We start from the raw sequence: 14898 nt of genomic DNA, 5'->3' as shown, positions 1-14898 counted from the left end.
CATTGGATCACCATGAACGCAGAACTGCACTTCAGCCTCAAGAGCATCCGTTTCGATGAGAACTATCACCCATCGGACAGCACGCGCATTACCACCAACTTTGCCAATCTGGCCAGGGGAGCGAGCCGGCAACAGAACCTGCGCCATACGCTGAGGATGATTGACAACCGCTTCAATGACCTGGCGCATTGGGACAATCCGACGGGAGACCGCTATTCAGTCGAGCTGGACATCATCTCCGTGGAGATGGGCATGGGTGCCGAGATGGGAAGTGGCGTATTTCCGTTGATCGAGATACTGAAGACCAGCATTCTCGACAGAAAATCAAACAAGCGCATAGCCGGCATTGCAGGGAACAATTTCTCTTCCTACGTGCGCGACTATGACTTCAGTGTTCTGCTGCCGGAGTACAACATCAACCGCCAGGAGTTCAGCACGCCGGACGATTTTGGCGACCTGCATGGCAAGCTGTTCAAGCAGTTCGCCCGTTCGAGCACGTACAGGGAGCACTTCAACAAGCCCCCCGTCATCTGCATCAGCGCCTCTACCAGCAAGACCTATCAGCGCACCGGAAACCAGCATCCCGTACTGGGTGCCGAGTATCAGCAAAATGAGTTGTCATCTACGGACCGGTATTTCGGGAAGATGGGAATGCAGGTTCGATTTTTCATGCCGCCCAATAGCGTGGCACCCCTGGCTTTCTATTTTCAGGGCGACCTGCTGGCCGACTACACGAATCTCGAGTTGATCGGCACTATCAGCACCATGGAAACCTTCCAGAAGATTTATCGCCCCGAGATCTACAACGCCAATTGCGCGGCAGGAAAAATTTATCAGCCGAGCCTGAAGAACCATGATTACTCGTTGACGCAGATTGTCTATGACCGCGAAGAGCGCAGCCAGCTGGCCGTCAAGCAGGGCAGGTTTGCGCAGGAGCATTTCATCAAGCTGTACAGGAATGTTCTTGAGCAGTGGGCTGCCGATTGCGCGCTCTGACCGGCCAGACAGACAGACAGACAGACCATTTTTCATTCATTGCACAGCGGCTTGGGACAACGGTCCTGAAGTACGCTGGCACCACCCCTCTTTGCCTTGAAGGAATTCTCCGATGTTTGAAACCTCTATCGCCGGCAGCCTGCCCAAGCCAGCCTGGCTGGCCGAAACCAACAAGCTCTGGCCCCAGTGGCAGGCCGAGGGCGATGCGCTTCGCCAGGCCAAGGCCGATGCAACCCTGCTGTGGATCAAGGCCCAGGAAGATGCAGGCCTGGACATCGTGTGCGACGGCGAGCAGTCGCGCCAGCACTTCGTGCATGGCTTTCTGGAGCAGGTGGAGGGCATCGACTTCGACAACAAGGTGAAGATGGGCATCCGCGACAACCGCTACGACGCGATGGTGCCGCAGGTGGTTGCCGCCCTGCGCCTGAAGGGCCGCGTGCATGCCTTCGAGGCGCAGCTGGCGCGTGCGCACACCAGGAAGAAGCTGAAGTTCACGCTGCCCGGCCCGATGACCATCGTCGATACCGTGGCGGACCGCTTCTATGGAGACAAGGTCAAGATGGCCTTCGCCTTTGCCGAGCTGCTCAACCAGGAGGCCCTGGCGCTGCAGGCCGACGGCGTGGACATCATCCAGTTCGACGAGCCCGCCTTCAATGTCTACATGAAGGACGCCGCCGACTGGGGCGTGCAGGCGCTGGAGCGCGCAGCGCAGGGCCTGACCTGCACAACGGCCGTGCATATCTGCTACGGCTACGGGATCAAGGCCAATACGGATTGGAAGAGCACGCTGGGCGAGGAATGGCGCCAGTACGAGACGGTGTTTCCCGCGCTGGCCAGGAGCCGCATCGACCAGGTGAGCCTGGAATGCATCCACTCCCATGTGCCGCCCGACCTGATGAGGCTGCTGGCCGGCAAGGACGTGATGGTCGGCGTGATCGACGTGGCCAGCGACGTGGTGGAGACACCCGAGGAAGTGGCGGACACCATCGGCCGGGCACTGGAGTTCGTGCCGAAGGAGCGGCTGTTCCCCTGCACGAATTGCGGCCTGGCGCCCATGGGCCGGGACGTGGCGTGGCGCAAGCTGAAGGCGCTGGCAGAAGGCACGAAGCTGGCAAAGGAGCGGCTCGCCAAGGCCTGATGCCCTGCGTGGCCAAGCGCAGGGGCAGAACCCTGGGGTGCAAGGGTGCCAGGGGTTCATGGTTTGCCCTGTATCGGATTCAGGCAACTGTCTGAAGTCAAGACACTGAATCTGTTCAATAGTCGGGCATTCGCTGCCCGTGCTCTGCCCGCGCCCGCCATTGCGCCTGCTTGGCCCGCCTGGGCCTGCCTGGCACAAAGCATGCATGGTCCCTCCCCACAAAAGCAGCGGGCGCCAGCCCAGCCGCCAACCCAAGGAGACAAACCATGCAACGCCGCCCCTTCATGCATTCCGCCCTCGCACTCTCCGCCATGGCCACCATGGCCGCTGCGGCTCCTGCCGCCATGGCCCAGCAGGGCGAGATCCGCATTGCCCACGTCTACAGCAAGACCGGCGCGCTGGAGGCCTATGGCAAGCAGACCCAGGCGGGGCTGCTGATGGGGCTGGAGTACGCCACGGGCGGCAGCATGGCGGTGAATGGCAAAAAGCTGGTGGTGATCGAGAAGGACGACCAGGGCAAGCCCGACCTGGGCAAGAGCCTGCTGGCCACGGCGTATTCCGATGACAAGGCCGATCTGGCCGTGGGGCCCACGTCGTCCGGCGTGGCGCTGGCCATGCTGCCGGTGGCCGAGGAGTACAAGAGGATTTTGCTGGTGGAGCCGGCCGTGGCCGATTCGATCACGGGCGACAAGTGGAACAAGTACATCTTCCGCACGGGCCGCAACTCCAGCCAGGACGCCATCAGCAATGCGGTGGCCATCGACAAGGCGGGCGTGACGATTGCCACGCTGGCCCAGGACAACGCCTTCGGCCGCGACGGGGTGAAGGCCTTCAAGGATTCCATCAAGAAGGGCAAGCTGGCGCATGAGGAGTACCTGCCTGCCGCCACCACGGATTTCACGGCAGGGGCGCAGCGGCTGATCGACAAGCTCAAGGACCAGCCGGGCAGGAAGATCATCTGGATCGTGTGGGCCGGGGCGGGCAATCCGTTCAAGATCGCGGACATGGATCTCAAGCGCTACGGGATCGAGATCGCCACGGGCGGCAACATCCTGCCCGCCATGGCGGCCTACAAGAATCTGCCGGGCATGGAGGGCGCCACGTACTACTACTACGGCATTCCCAAGAACCCGGTGAACGAGGCGCTGGTGTCCATGCACTACAAGCAGTACAAGACGCCGCCGGATTTCTTCACGGCGGGCGGCTTCTCTGCGGCCATGGCCATCGTGACGGCGCTCAAGAAGACAGGTGGAGACACCAAGACCAACGCGCTGATCAAGGCCATGGAGGGCATGAGCTTCGACACGCCCAAGGGCCAGATGACCTTCCGCAAGGAAGACCACCAGGCTCTGCAGAGCATGTACCACTTCAAGATCCGCGTGGACCCGGCGCTGGCCTGGGGCGTGCCCGAACTGGTGCGCGAGATCAAGCCCGAGGAGATGCAGGTCCCCATCCGCAACGGCCGCTGAGCAATGTTGCGCACAGAGGATCTGACCATCCGCTTCGGGGGCCATGTGGCCGTCAACGGCGTGAGCTGCGCTTTCGAGCCGGGCACGCTGACGGCCATCGTGGGGCCCAACGGGGCGGGCAAGACCACGTATTTCAACCTGATCTCCGGGCAGCTCAAGGCCACGGCAGGGCGCGTGCTGCTGGGCGGGCGCGAGCTCACGGGGCTGGCCCCTTCGGCGCGCACGCGCGCCGGGCTGGGGCGGGCGTTCCAGCTCACCAATCTGTTCCCGCACCTGAGCGTGCTGGAGAACGTGCGCCTGGCCGTGCAGGCGCGCGACGAGGGGCCGCACCGGCGCAGCCTGAACCTGTGGAGCATCTGGAGCGACCACCGGGCATTGACGCAGCGGGCGCTGCACATCCTCGACCAGGTGGCCCTGTCCGCCCGGCGCGACGAGGCCGTGGCCGCGCTGCCGCATGGCGACCAGCGCAAGCTGGAGGTGGCCTTGCTGATGGCGCTGGAACCCCAGGTCTATATGTTCGACGAGCCCACGGCGGGCATGAGCCATGACGAGGCGCCGGTGATTCTGGACCTGATACGCAAGCTCAAGCAGGACCGCAGCAAGATCATCCTGCTGGTGGAGCACAAGATGGATGTGGTGCGCGAGCTGGCCGACCGCATCATCGTGCTGACCAATGGCACGCTGGTGGCCGATGGGCCGCCGGCCGAGGTCATTGCCTCGCCTGTGGTGCAGCAGGCCTACCTGGGTGTGATGCCGGAGCAGGGCGCCGTGAAGGAGGCCGCATGACGCTCGACCACAGTTCCCACTCCAACCTGCTTGAGCTGTCGGGCGTGCACACGCATATCGGGGCCTATCACATCCTGCATGGCGTGGACCTGGCCGTGCCGCGCGGGCAGCTGACCATGCTGCTGGGGCGCAACGGCGCGGGCAAGACGACCACGCTGCGCACCATCATGGGCCTGTGGCGGGCCAGCCAGGGGCGCATCGCCTTTGGCGGGGCCGACATCACGGCCCTGCCCACGCCCGCGATCGCGCGGCTGAACATTGCCTATGTGCCCGAGAACATGGGCATCTTCGCGGACCTGACGGTGCAGGAAAACCTGCTGCTGGCCGCGCGCGGCGCCTCGCGCGCCGACCGCATGGACGCGCAGCGGCTGCAGTGGATCTTCGGCATGTTCCCGGCCGTGGAGAAGTTCTGGAACCACCCCGCCGGCAAGCTGTCGGGCGGGCAAAAGCAGATGGTGGCGGTGGCGCGCGCCATCGTGGAGCCGCGCGACCTGCTGATCGTGGACGAGCCCAGCAAGGGCCTGGCACCGGCCATCATCGAGAACATGATCGCGGCCTTCGCGCAGCTCAAGGCGGGCGGCACGACGATTGTGCTGGTGGAGCAGAACCTGGGCTTTGCGCGCCGCCTGGGCGACCGCGTGGCGGTGATGGACAACGGCCGCGTGGTGCACGCGGGCGGCATGGCCGAGTTCTCGGCAGACGCGGCGTTGCAGCAGTCGCTGCTGGGGCTTTCGCTATGAACAAGCTGAACAAGCTGGATTGGGATTTCAAGCCGCTGCTGCTGGTGCCCGTGCTGGCCCTGGTGGCGCTGCCGCTGGTGGGCTCGGCCTCGACCTGGCTGACGCTGACGGTGGCGGGGCTGGCCATGGGGATGATCGTGTTCATCATCGCCTCGGGGCTGACGCTGGTGTTCGGGCTGATGGACGTGCTGAACTTCGGCCACGGCGTGTTCATCGCGCTGGGTGCCTTCGTGGCCACCAGCGTGCTGGGTGCCATGGGCGACTGGACGGGGTCCGAGCAGCTGTGGCGCAACCTGCTGGCCGTGCTGCCGGCCATGGTGGTGGCCATGCTGGTGGCGGGCGCCATCGGGCTGGCGTTCGAGCGCTTCATCGTGCGGCCCGTGTACGGCCAGCATCTCAAGCAGATCCTGATCACCATGGGCGGCATGATCATCGGCGAGGAACTGATCAAGCTCATCTGGGGCCCGCAGCAGATTCCGCTGCCGCTGCCCCAGGGCATGAAGGGCGCCTGGCTGCTGGGCGATGCCGCCGTGGAAAAGTACCGCGTGGTGGCCGTGCTGGTGGGGCTGGCGGTGTTTGCCCTGCTGGCCTGGACGCTGTCGCGCACCAAGATCGGCCTGCTGATCCGCGCGGGCGTGCAGGACCGCGAGATGGTGGAGGCCCTGGGCTACCGCGTGCGCCGCCTGTTCGTGGGCGTGTTCGTGGCGGGCTCGGCCCTGGCCGGGCTGGGCGGGGTGATGTGGGGCATGTACCAGCAGAGCGTGGTGCCGCAGATGGGCGCGCAGGTGAATGTGCTGATCTTCATCGTGATCATCATCGGCGGGCTGGGCAGCACAGGCGGGGCGCTGATCGGCGCGCTGCTGGTGGGGCTGATGGCCAACTACACGGGGTTCCTGGTGCCCAAGGTGGCGCTGTTCTCCAATATTGCGTTGATGGTGGCCATCCTCTTGTGGCGGCCTCAGGGCGTCTATCCCGTGGCGAACCGCTGAAGGAGTGATCGACATGCTCAACCGATTGCTTTCCGGCGACCTGCCGCGCAGCCGCGTGCTGGCGGTGCTGCTGCTGTTGATCTTCCTGGGGCTGGCGGCGGCGCCCTTCGTGTTCCCTGGCGTGAAGGCGCTGAACGTGGCGGCCAAGGTGCTGATCTTCGTTGTGCTGGTGGCCAGCTTCGATTTGCTGCTGGGCTACACCGGCATCGTGAGCTTTGCGCACACCATGTTCTTCGGCATTGGCGCCTATGGCGTGGCGATTGCATCGTCGCGCATGGGCGCGGGCTGGGGCGCGCTGGCGCTGGGCCTGGGCGCGGCGCTGCTGGTGTCGCTGCTGCTGTCGCTGGCCATCGGCCTGTTCTCGCTGCGCGTGCGGGCCATCTTCTTTGCCATGATCACGCTGGCCGTGGCGGCGGCGTTCCAGACGCTGGCCTCCCAACTGTCGGAATGGACGGGTGGGGAGGACGGCTTGAGCTTCAAGCTGCCCGAGTGGCTGTCGCCCAGCTTCGAGCCCTTCGAGAATGAGGTGCTGGGCGTGCTGATCGACGGGCGCATCATCACCTACTACCTGCTGTTCGTGCTGGCTGTGGTGCTGGTGCTGGCGCTGCTGCGCATCGTCAATTCCCCGTTCGGCCGCGTGCTGCAGGCCATCCGCGAGAACGAGTTCCGCGCCGAGGCCATCGGCTACCGCGTGGTGGTGTACCGCACCCTCTCCAGCGTGCTGTCGGCCCTGTTCGCATGCGTGGCCGGGGCCATGCTGGCGCTGTGGCTGCGTTATAACGGGCCAGATACCTCGCTGTCGTTCGAGATCATGATGGACTGCCTGCTGATCGTGGTGATCGGCGGCATGGGCACCATCTATGGCGCGGCGATCGGCTCGGTGCTGTTCCTCATCGCCCAGAGCTATCTGCAGGACCTGCTGCGCGTGGCCAGCGAGGCCGCGCACAGCCTGCCCTGGCTGGCCGCGCTGCTGTCGCCCGACCGCTGGCTGCTGTGGCTGGGCGTGCTGTTCGTGTTGTCGGTCTACTATTTCCCCACGGGCGTCGTGGGGCGTCTGCGTTCTTCCCGCGCCGGAGCCTGACCAGGGCCCCTGGCGCATTCGTGCATCAGAGAACTACCACAAGGAGATGGGCATGTTGAAGCGTGAAGAGATGGTGTCGTCGATTCCTGCAACCCCCTGGCGCTGGGCCTTCACGGCGCTGGCTGCGGCCGCGCTGGCAGCCTGCGGCAGCGGCGAGCATGAACCCAGCAACGATCTGCCCAAGGGCTTTACCGAGCTGGGCGCCACGGTGTATCCGGCCACGGCCACGGGCACGGGCGCCACGGCGGCCACGCAGGACTTGTTGACGGGCGGCCTGGGCAAGACGGGCCTGGGCGCCGCAGCCGCGCCCCTGTATGCGGACCCTGCCAATCCCACGGCGGCGGAGCTGCGGCGCAATGCGCTGTACTCCAACTACCGGGGCATCCTGGACCCCACGGCGGGCGGCGGCTACGGCACGCTGTACGGCCCCAACATCACGGCAGACGGGCAGGTGACTGCGGGCGAAGGGTTGATCCCCGGGCGCGAGTACCTGGCCGTGCTGGACGACGGCACGGGCCGCAAGCAGACCATGGTGGCCGTGCAGGTGCCGGACAGTTTTGACCGCAACCGGCCCTGCATCGTGCTGGGCCCGTCCTCGGGCTCGCGCGGCGTGTATGGCGCCATCGGCACGGCGGGCGAGTGGGGCCTGAAAAAGGGCTGCGCCGTGGCGCTGACCGATGCGGGCAAGGGCGTGGGCCTGCACAACCTGAGCGACGACACCGTCAACAAGCTGGACGGCACGCGCGCCACGCGCACGGATGCGGGCAGCCTGTCCTTCTTTGCCGCACGGCTGACCGATGCGGCGCGCGCCGCCTACAACGCTGCGTTTCCCAACCGCATTGCCATCAAGCACGCGCATTCCCAGCAGAACCCCGAAAAGGACTGGGGCAACGACACGCTGGCCGCGGCCCGCTATGCGCTGTACGTGCTCAATGCCCGCTATGGCACCACGCAGGACCCCGTGCCCTTCGGCAAGGACAACACGCTGGTGCTGGCGGGCTCGGCCTCCAACGGCGGCGCGGCCGTGCTGCGTGCGGCCGAGCTGGATGCGGACGGCCTGATCGACGGCGTGGTGGCCTCCGAACCCGTGACCGAGATGCCCACGCGCCAGGGCTACACCATTGCCGTGGGCAATGCGACCATGCCCAACCCGGGCCGCACGCTGGCCGAGTACACCACCTACGGCAACATCTACCAGCCCTGCGCGGCACTCGCCCCCGATGCGGCGCTGACCGAGACATCCATCTTCAACTACATAGGCCTCACCGCCATGACGGCGCGGGCCGAGGCACGCTGCACCAGCCTGGCTGCCAAGGGCCTGGTCATTGGCAGCACCACGGCCGACCGCGCCGCCAATGCGCTGAGCAAGCTGCGCCTGTACGGCTGGACGCGCGACCACGACCGCATGCACAACGCCCACTACGCGCTGGGCAACGGCCCCATCCTGTCGGCCATGTACACCATGGCCTATGGCCGGTTTGGCGTGGATGCCAACCTGTGCCGCACCAGCTTTGCGGCCGCCAATGCCACGGGCGACGTGGTGCCCGCCACGGGGGCCGCGCTGGCCCAGAGCTTTGCCACGGCCAATGGCACGGCCAACGGCACGCCCGCCACGGTGGTCTACAACGACTCGGTGGGCGGGGCCAAGGCCTGGCAGTTTGCCGTGTCGCCCTCCACGCGCGTGGCCGACCTGGGCCTGGACAACGCGCTGTGCCAGCACGCGCTGGTGACGGGCTTCGATCCGGTGACCGGCTTCAATCTCTCCGAAAGCAGCGTGCCCACGCGTGCCCAGAGCGACGCCGTGCGCGCCGGCATCAACGAGGTGCTGCACACCGCCAAGCTGCGAGGCAAGCCCACCATCATCGTGGCGGGCCGCAGCGATGCGCTGGTGCCGGTCAACCACAATGCGCGCGCCTACACGGTGCTCAACCGGGGGCTGGACGGCAGCAACACGCGGCTGCGCTATATCGAGGTGGTGAATGCCCAGCACTTCGATGCCTTCCTGCCGTTCTCCGGCTTCGACACGCGCTTCGTGCCGCTGCATCCGTACTTCAACCAGGCCATGGATGCCGTGTGGGCCAACCTGCGCAGCAGCACCGCGCTGCCCGCCAGCCAGGTGGTGCGCACCACGCCGCGCGGCGGCCAGCCGGGCGCGGCACCCGCCATCACGGCGGCCCAGGTGCCGCCCTTCGTGGCGCGGCCCAGCACGGCCAACACCATCGAGGTCAGCGACGGGCTGATCCGCATTCCTGAGTGAGCCAGGCCCTGGAGCGGCCGGCGGCCAAGGCGGCCGGCCGCTCCTGCACCGCAGAGATTTCTCCCATGGCTTCCAAAGCATCTTCCTCATCCGCGCCCGTACCCGCTTCCTGCTACACGCAATGCGCGGGCTACGAGATCCACTACATGGACTGGCAGCCCGCGCCCGATGTGGCGCCAGCGGGCACCGTCGTCGCCTGGCACGGGCTGGCACGCACGGGGCGCGACATGGATGCACTGGCGCAGTTCCTGGCAGGCCAGGGCTGGCGCGTGATCTGCCCCGACACGCCGGGCCGGGGCCTGAGCCAGTGGAGCCGCGCGCCGCGCGAGGAATACCGGCTGAGCTTCTACGCCCGCATCGCGCGCGGGCTGTTCGATGCGCTGGGGCTGGAGCGCGCGCACTGGGTGGGCACGTCCATGGGCGGGGCGATCGGCACGGTCTGCGCCTCGGGCCTGTTCGAGCCTTCGCTGCGCGCACGCATTGCGACGCTGGTGCTCAATGACAATGCGCCGCAGCTGGCCGAGTCGGCGCTGGCGCGCATCAAGGCCTATGCGGGCGAGCCGCCGGCCTTCGACACCGTGGGCGAGCTGGAGGCCTTCTTTCGCCAGGCCTACCGGCCCTATGGCTGGCTCAGCGAGGCAGAGTGGCGCAAGCTCACCGAAACCAGCGTGCGCCGCCTGCCCGATGGGCGCGTCACGCCGCACTACGACCCGGCCATGATCGAGCAGTTCACGGCCCATGACGACGACTACGGCATCTGGCCGCACTACGACGCCTTGCAGATTCCCGTGCTGCTGCTGCGGGGCGTGGACTCGGACCTGGTGCTGCCCGAGGTGGCCCGGGAAATGACCACGCGCGGCCCCGGCGCGCGCGGCCTGCTGCACTGGCAGGAGGTGCCCGGCTGCGGCCATGCGCCGGCGCTGAACGTGCCCGCGCACTGGCAATGGGTGCTGGAGCATCTGCAGCGCGGCTGAGCATCAACCCGGGCCGGGCGCGGATGTTGCTGCCGCGCTAGCATTTGCGACGGGTGCAGCCTCGCCTTCTTTTCGGGCGCGGGCACCGTCTGGGCAAGAGAGGCCTGACATGGGTTTTCTGGTGGAGCTGATCCGCGAGTACGGCTTCGGCATCGTCTTTCTCAATGTGTTCGTCGAGCAGCTGGGTGCGCCGATTCCGGCCTACCCGGTGCTGGTCGTGACCGGCGCGCTGGAAGGCGCTGACTGGGTGCGCCTGCTGTGGCTGGTGGCCGTGGCCGTGAGCGCGGCGCTGATTGCTGACCTGTTCTGGTACCAGGCCGGCAAGGCCTACGGCCACCGGGTGCTGGGGCGCATCTGCCGCATCTCGCTGTCGCCCGATGCCTGCATCCGCCAGACCGAGACCGTCTACGGCCGCTGGGGCGCAAGGTCGCTGCTGGTGGCCAAGTTCGTGCCGGGCTTCGCCTCCATCGCCAGCGCGCTGGCCGGGGTGATGGGCACGCCGCTGCGCAGCTTCGTACTGTATGACGGGCTGGGCGCGCTGATCTGGGTGGGCTCGGCGGTGTACCTGGGCTCGCTGTTCAGCTCCACGGTGGAAGACCTGCTGGGCGTGCTCACGGCGCTGGGCCAGTGGGGCCTGTTGCTGCTGGGCGTGGCGCTGGGGCTGTTCATCGTGCGCAAGTGGTGGCAGCGCCATCGCATGGTGCGTTCATTGCGCATGCCGCGCATGTCGGTGCGCGAACTGGCGGGCCTGCATGCCCAGGGCATGGAGCCCACGGTGATCGATGTGCGCGCCCTGCCGCAGTACCGCCAGGGCCATATCCCCGGCGCCCAGTCCTGGGAGCTGCGCCCGCGCGATGGCGGCGAGTCGCATGCGCACCTGCTGCCCCAGCACGACCATCCCCACGGGCTGGTGATCTACTGCGACTGCCCCAACGAGATATCCGCCGCCCGCCTGGCGCGCCAGCTGCAGCGCGCCGGCTTTGCCAACGTGCGCCCGCTGGTGGGCGGCCTCAAGGCCTGGCAGGCGGCTGGCTTCGACGTGGAGACCGCGCCGCTGCCCGTGACGGCAGGTGCGGACGAGGGGCCGGCGCCCAGCGTGCCGTAGTGGCTGAAGGTCCTCGGATTGCTGCCGGATTGAGGGCGAGAAAACGTTAACGTTCACACGAAGTTGATAACGAGTCGTCTGTTCTGGTAGAGACGTCAGCGGGCTGGACCTGAAGTGGTCCTTGCTCTCTCTCTGATGCGCTCCTCGCCCTATCGCTTGCCAAGATGCAGGATGGTCACCTAGCGTTTGCTGGTGCCTGAAGCGCGCCATGCTTCAATGTTTTAATTTGTTACTATTGCCGTTCATTTGAATGAGGGCATGGTCATGACATTGCTGATTCTCTTGATTCTTGGCGCTGTTGGATATTTCTATTTGGCGCATGTCTTGAATGAGAAGAAGAGGGCGCGGCTTATGGAGAAGTACGGCGATGCGGACATTGTCGAGCGCATCATGAAAAAGATGTTCTGGCAGGGGCAGACAGAGGAGCAGCTATGCGATTCGCTTGGAAGCCCAGTCGACATCGACTCCAAGGTCATGAAGACGAGACATCGTCAGGTGTGGAAGTACCAGCCCTCAGGCCGGAACCGGTATCGGCTGCGTATCACGGTGGATGACGGGTATGTTGTCGGATGGGATCACAAATAGGCAGCTTCCTCGTCTCACCCGTTGCAGTTCAATTTTTTATCCTTGTCTCAGGTTCGTTCCAGAAGAAATATGAAGTACGTTGTCTACATCGGCGCCGTGATGGGTGTCTTTTTCATGCTCTCAACCATTGGCGTCCAGGGAGCACCGCAAGAGGCGGCACTTGCAGCTATGGCCTGTGCTTTTTGCATCATCCCCTACGTTGTTTTCAGGGTCCGGCAGTCGGCGGTGGAAGAAGAGCAAAGGAAGAAGATCATCGAGTTGCTGAGAGTCATCGCTCAAGACAAATAAAACCTGCTCCTGAGGGGGCGTGCGAAGCAAAAAAGCCCCTTGGCACTGCCAAGGGGCTTTTTCATTCAGGCGAATTCAGTCGTGAGGTCCTGCCATCAGCAGACCTATTTGCCCGCCGGCATCGAGCAGTGCCCGCCTTGCGTGGCCTTGCCCGAGCCAGCCGCGATCAGCGGCGCCTCGAAGCGCAGGTCCACGGGCGGCGAGTGCAGGTGGTCCCAGGCCAGGAAGAGGACGAGCACGGCCCAGAAGACCGCGCGCAGGGTGTTTTGCTGTGTCATGGCAGGACCTCTCAGAAATTGAAATGGCGGCGGATGCGCAGGCCGAAGATGGTGCCGGCAAACGCCAGCGGCACCCAGATCCAGCCGTGGATGCTGCCCGTGGAGATGCCCGAGAGCATGGCGCCCACGTTGCAGCCGAAGGCCAGGCGCGAGCTGTAGCCCAGCACCAGGCCGGCCACCAGGGCCACCATCCATTGCGTGCCCGTGAGCGGCTTGGCATTGACGGGCTTGGCGGCAGCCACCCACAGGGCGCCGCCCAGGATGCCGATGTTGGTGATGCTGGTCACGTCCAGCAGCACGGTCTCGTGCAGGCGCGCGGCGTTGCCGGGCTGGCTCCAGAACCAGTTGCCGGCCAGGTCCACGGCGCCTGTGGCGTTGGCGATCTTGGCGGCCCACAGGCCGAAGCCGTAGACCACGCCCCAGGGCTGGCCCGCAATGATGAGGTTGAGCGTGGCCAGTACGGCCAACAGCACCGCGCCCACCACCCACTTGCGCACGAACAGCGGCTTGGTCGGTCGCTTGAGTGCCATGTTGGCGCCACGCACATACCAGGCCACGCCCAGCGCGACCACGGCCAGCGCCGCCAGTGTGGCCAGCAGGGCAGGGGCCCAGCCCCAGGCCGTGACCAGGCCCACGGGCTGGGTGTTGCCCAGGTCCAGCCACCAGCCCAGGTGCAGGCTGCCCAGGAAGCTGCCGATGGCGAACACGGGCAGGATGGCCGCATTCATGGGAATGCCCATGCCGGCCTTGTACAGCGTGCCGCTGCCGCAGCCGTCCGCGATCTGCATGCACAGGCCGAAGACGAAGGCGCCCACCAGCAGGCTGATGCTGGGCGGGCCCAGGGCGGCCGTGAGTTCGGGATAGTGGCCCAGCAGCGGCATGGCCAGCGCGGCGGCCAGCGCCAGCAGCAGCAACTGGCCGAAGACGCCGCTGGCGTCCTTGTCCTCGATCAGCATGCGCCAGCCCGTGGTGAAGCCGAAGCGCTTGCCGGCCAGCACCGCGCCCAGGCCCAGGCCCACGGCGAACAGCGCGGCCTGGCGCACCGAGACGCTCCACAGCAGCCAGCCAAAGAAAACGGCCAGGATGGCCGCAAGAGGAAGTCGTTTCATATCATTTTTCTCCATGCAGTCGCCCTCCCCCGCGAAGCGGGTAGAGAGGCGCCGTGCCACGGGGGGGAGGCGCGCAAGCGCCTCAAGGGGTGTTTATTTGAACTTTTTTTCCCACCACTGCTTGGCGTCGTAGGCCAGGGATTCGGCGCGGCCGGGCTGGTTGGCCATGGGCGGCGCATCGGCCTGCTGCGTCCAGTCCACCATGGAGCCCGCATACAGCTTGACGCCCGGCAGGCCCGCGACTTCGGACAGGCCGAACCAGTCGGTGGCCGCCCAATGGCCGGTGTTGCAGAAGGCCACCATGTCCTGACCCTGCTCGCGCTTGACCTTGGCCGCGATCTGCTTGGCCGTGGCGGTATCGACAAAGGTGGAGGTGCCGGGCACGAACCACTGGTTGAAGTCCAGCTGCTGCGCGCCGGGCAGGGTGCCCGAGATCTTGGCGGCGGGTGCGCGCGTCTTGCCCTGGTAGAAGGCATCAGGGCGCGAGTCCACCAGGGCCGCGTTGCTGAGCTTGACGTGCTGGCCCACGTCTTCGCGCGTGGCGATCAGGCTGGTGTCGAGCTGGGGCTGGTAGCTGCTGCGGGCCACTTTGACGGCCTCGTTGTCCTGCGGGAGCTTTTGCTCGTTCCAGGCCTTCATGCCGCCGTTGAGCACGGACAGCTCCTTGAGGCCCAGCAGCTTGAGCGTCCAGTACACGCGCGCTGCGGCGCCGAAGTCGGTGGCGTCCGCACCCGTGGAGACCACGATGGCGTGGGTGGCGGGCGTCAGCCCCAGGGACTGCACGAGTTCGGTGAGCTTGGGCAGCTCGGGCAGTTCGCCGGGATTGGTGGCGGGACCGCGCCATTTGCCGTAGGGGGCGTTGAGCGCGCCGGGAATGTGGCGCTCGCCATAGGCCTTGGGATCGCGGATGTCGATGATGCGCACGGCGTCCTGGCCGGCGGCGGCCTGCACGCCGGCAGGGGTGAGCAGGGGTTCGGCGGCGTGGGCCGTGCCGAAGGCGGTGCAGGCGAGGCCCAGCGCCAGCAGCGGGACTGCCAGGCGCAGCGAGGGAAGAAATGTCTTGGTCATGATGGCTGGGGCCGGTCATGGAAGACCGGCGGAAC

15 protein-coding genes are annotated in these 14898 nt (G+C 66.1%); 12 read left to right on the top strand and 3 right to left on the bottom strand.

The features are described 5' to 3' along the window. Positions 1 to 12: 12 nt before the first annotated feature. From INR38_RS12675 to INR38_RS12620, 12 genes are all read left to right on the top strand, one after another. Positions 13 to 996 (top strand): DUF1852 domain-containing protein, encoded by a 984-nt coding sequence (locus tag INR38_RS12675; protein WP_207444300.1) that lies wholly within the window; start codon positions 13 to 15, stop codon positions 994 to 996. A 112-nt stretch (positions 997 to 1108) separates the two neighbouring features. Beyond that, a complete protein-coding gene (locus INR38_RS12670) occupies positions 1109 to 2134 on the top strand; it encodes a methionine synthase (protein WP_034391642.1) in 1026 nt (341 codons plus the stop codon). Between the two features lie 266 nt (positions 2135 to 2400). Then, the gene (locus INR38_RS12665; protein ID WP_207444299.1) at positions 2401 to 3603 is read left to right on the top strand and encodes a substrate-binding domain-containing protein; all 1203 of its coding nucleotides are present in this window, start codon (positions 2401 to 2403) and stop codon (positions 3601 to 3603) included. Between the two features lie 3 nt (positions 3604 to 3606). Then, a complete protein-coding gene (locus INR38_RS12660) occupies positions 3607 to 4389 on the top strand; it encodes an ABC transporter ATP-binding protein (protein ID WP_207444298.1) in 783 nt (260 codons plus the stop codon). Further along, complete coding sequence (locus INR38_RS12655) at positions 4386 to 5129, top strand: ABC transporter ATP-binding protein (RefSeq protein WP_043823826.1); 744 nt, start codon at positions 4386 to 4388, stop codon at positions 5127 to 5129. Before INR38_RS12660 ends, INR38_RS12655 begins: the two co-directional genes overlap by 4 nt. Further along, on the top strand, positions 5126 to 6118 hold the full coding sequence (locus INR38_RS12650) for a branched-chain amino acid ABC transporter permease (RefSeq protein WP_013803327.1): 993 nt from the start codon (positions 5126 to 5128) through the stop codon (positions 6116 to 6118). Before INR38_RS12655 ends, INR38_RS12650 begins: the two co-directional genes overlap by 4 nt. A gap of 13 nt (positions 6119 to 6131) precedes the next feature. After that, positions 6132 to 7199 carry a branched-chain amino acid ABC transporter permease gene (locus tag INR38_RS12645; RefSeq protein ID WP_013803326.1) on the top strand — a complete coding sequence of 356 codons (1068 nt, stop codon included), beginning with the start codon at positions 6132 to 6134 and terminating at the stop codon, positions 7197 to 7199. A 52-nt stretch (positions 7200 to 7251) separates the two neighbouring features. Then, on the top strand, positions 7252 to 9456 hold the full coding sequence (locus tag INR38_RS12640; protein ID WP_207444297.1) for a 3-hydroxybutyrate oligomer hydrolase family protein: 2205 nt from the start codon (positions 7252 to 7254) through the stop codon (positions 9454 to 9456). A 65-nt stretch (positions 9457 to 9521) separates the two neighbouring features. After that, positions 9522 to 10430 (top strand): alpha/beta hydrolase, encoded by a 909-nt coding sequence (locus tag INR38_RS12635; RefSeq protein ID WP_207444296.1) that lies wholly within the window; start codon positions 9522 to 9524, stop codon positions 10428 to 10430. A 109-nt stretch (positions 10431 to 10539) separates the two neighbouring features. Beyond that, positions 10540 to 11535 carry a rhodanese-like domain-containing protein gene (locus tag INR38_RS12630; RefSeq protein WP_065347060.1) on the top strand — a complete coding sequence of 332 codons (996 nt, stop codon included), beginning with the start codon at positions 10540 to 10542 and terminating at the stop codon, positions 11533 to 11535. A gap of 264 nt (positions 11536 to 11799) precedes the next feature. Beyond that, the gene (locus tag INR38_RS12625; RefSeq protein WP_013803323.1) at positions 11800 to 12120 is read left to right on the top strand and encodes a hypothetical protein; all 321 of its coding nucleotides are present in this window, start codon (positions 11800 to 11802) and stop codon (positions 12118 to 12120) included. Positions 12121 to 12189: 69 nt separating this feature from the next. Continuing rightward, positions 12190 to 12408: a hypothetical protein gene (locus INR38_RS12620; RefSeq protein WP_013803322.1), complete on the top strand. Its 219-nt coding sequence runs from the start codon at positions 12190 to 12192 to the stop codon at positions 12406 to 12408. A gap of 104 nt (positions 12409 to 12512) precedes the next feature. Here the strand turns inward: INR38_RS12620 and INR38_RS12615 are convergent, their stop codons facing one another. The 3 genes from INR38_RS12615 to INR38_RS12605 all read right to left on the bottom strand — a co-directional run bounded on the left by INR38_RS12615 (position 12513) and on the right by INR38_RS12605 (position 14863). After that, complete coding sequence (locus INR38_RS12615) at positions 12513 to 12686, bottom strand: hypothetical protein (RefSeq protein WP_012204476.1); 174 nt, start codon at positions 12684 to 12686, stop codon at positions 12513 to 12515. Between the two features lie 11 nt (positions 12687 to 12697). Next, positions 12698 to 13795: a YeeE/YedE thiosulfate transporter family protein gene (locus INR38_RS12610; RefSeq protein WP_207444295.1), complete on the bottom strand. Its 1098-nt coding sequence runs from the start codon at positions 13793 to 13795 to the stop codon at positions 12698 to 12700. Between the two features lie 93 nt (positions 13796 to 13888). Next, positions 13889 to 14863 carry a rhodanese-like domain-containing protein gene (locus INR38_RS12605; RefSeq protein ID WP_207444294.1) on the bottom strand — a complete coding sequence of 325 codons (975 nt, stop codon included), beginning with the start codon at positions 14861 to 14863 and terminating at the stop codon, positions 13889 to 13891. Between the last annotated feature and the right edge of the window lie 35 nt (positions 14864 to 14898).

Origin of the sequence: Delftia sp. SD018 (genome assembly GCF_017355445.1) — a bacterium.
Taxonomy (GTDB): domain Bacteria; phylum Pseudomonadota; class Gammaproteobacteria; order Burkholderiales; family Burkholderiaceae_C; genus Comamonas; species Comamonas acidovorans.
Note: the sequence above shows the minus strand (reverse complement) of the source record. Positions and strands in the feature narration are given on the sequence as shown.

What these genes read in the sequence shown, in the direction of transcription:
- INR38_RS12675 (WP_207444300.1), top strand. Translation starts at nt 13, where the DNA reads ATGAACGCAGAACTGCACTTCAGCCTCAAGAGCATCCGTTTCGATGAG.
- INR38_RS12670 (WP_034391642.1), top strand. Translation starts at nt 1,109, where the DNA reads ATGTTTGAAACCTCTATCGCCGGCAGCCTGCCCAAGCCAGCCTGGCTG.
- INR38_RS12665 (WP_207444299.1), top strand. Translation starts at nt 2,401, where the DNA reads ATGCAACGCCGCCCCTTCATGCATTCCGCCCTCGCACTCTCCGCCATG.
- INR38_RS12660 (WP_207444298.1), top strand. Translation starts at nt 3,607, where the DNA reads ATGTTGCGCACAGAGGATCTGACCATCCGCTTCGGGGGCCATGTGGCC.
- INR38_RS12655 (WP_043823826.1), top strand. Translation starts at nt 4,386, where the DNA reads ATGACGCTCGACCACAGTTCCCACTCCAACCTGCTTGAGCTGTCGGGC.
- INR38_RS12650 (WP_013803327.1), top strand. Translation starts at nt 5,126, where the DNA reads ATGAACAAGCTGAACAAGCTGGATTGGGATTTCAAGCCGCTGCTGCTG.
- INR38_RS12645 (WP_013803326.1), top strand. Translation starts at nt 6,132, where the DNA reads ATGCTCAACCGATTGCTTTCCGGCGACCTGCCGCGCAGCCGCGTGCTG.
- INR38_RS12640 (WP_207444297.1), top strand. Translation starts at nt 7,252, where the DNA reads ATGTTGAAGCGTGAAGAGATGGTGTCGTCGATTCCTGCAACCCCCTGG.
- INR38_RS12635 (WP_207444296.1), top strand. Translation starts at nt 9,522, where the DNA reads ATGGCTTCCAAAGCATCTTCCTCATCCGCGCCCGTACCCGCTTCCTGC.
- INR38_RS12630 (WP_065347060.1), top strand. Translation starts at nt 10,540, where the DNA reads ATGGGTTTTCTGGTGGAGCTGATCCGCGAGTACGGCTTCGGCATCGTC.
- INR38_RS12625 (WP_013803323.1), top strand. Translation starts at nt 11,800, where the DNA reads ATGACATTGCTGATTCTCTTGATTCTTGGCGCTGTTGGATATTTCTAT.
- INR38_RS12620 (WP_013803322.1), top strand. Translation starts at nt 12,190, where the DNA reads ATGAAGTACGTTGTCTACATCGGCGCCGTGATGGGTGTCTTTTTCATG.
- INR38_RS12615 (WP_012204476.1), bottom strand. Translation starts at nt 12,686, where the DNA reads ATGACACAGCAAAACACCCTGCGCGCGGTCTTCTGGGCCGTGCTCGTC.
- INR38_RS12610 (WP_207444295.1), bottom strand. Translation starts at nt 13,795, where the DNA reads ATGAAACGACTTCCTCTTGCGGCCATCCTGGCCGTTTTCTTTGGCTGG.
- INR38_RS12605 (WP_207444294.1), bottom strand. Translation starts at nt 14,863, where the DNA reads ATGACCAAGACATTTCTTCCCTCGCTGCGCCTGGCAGTCCCGCTGCTG.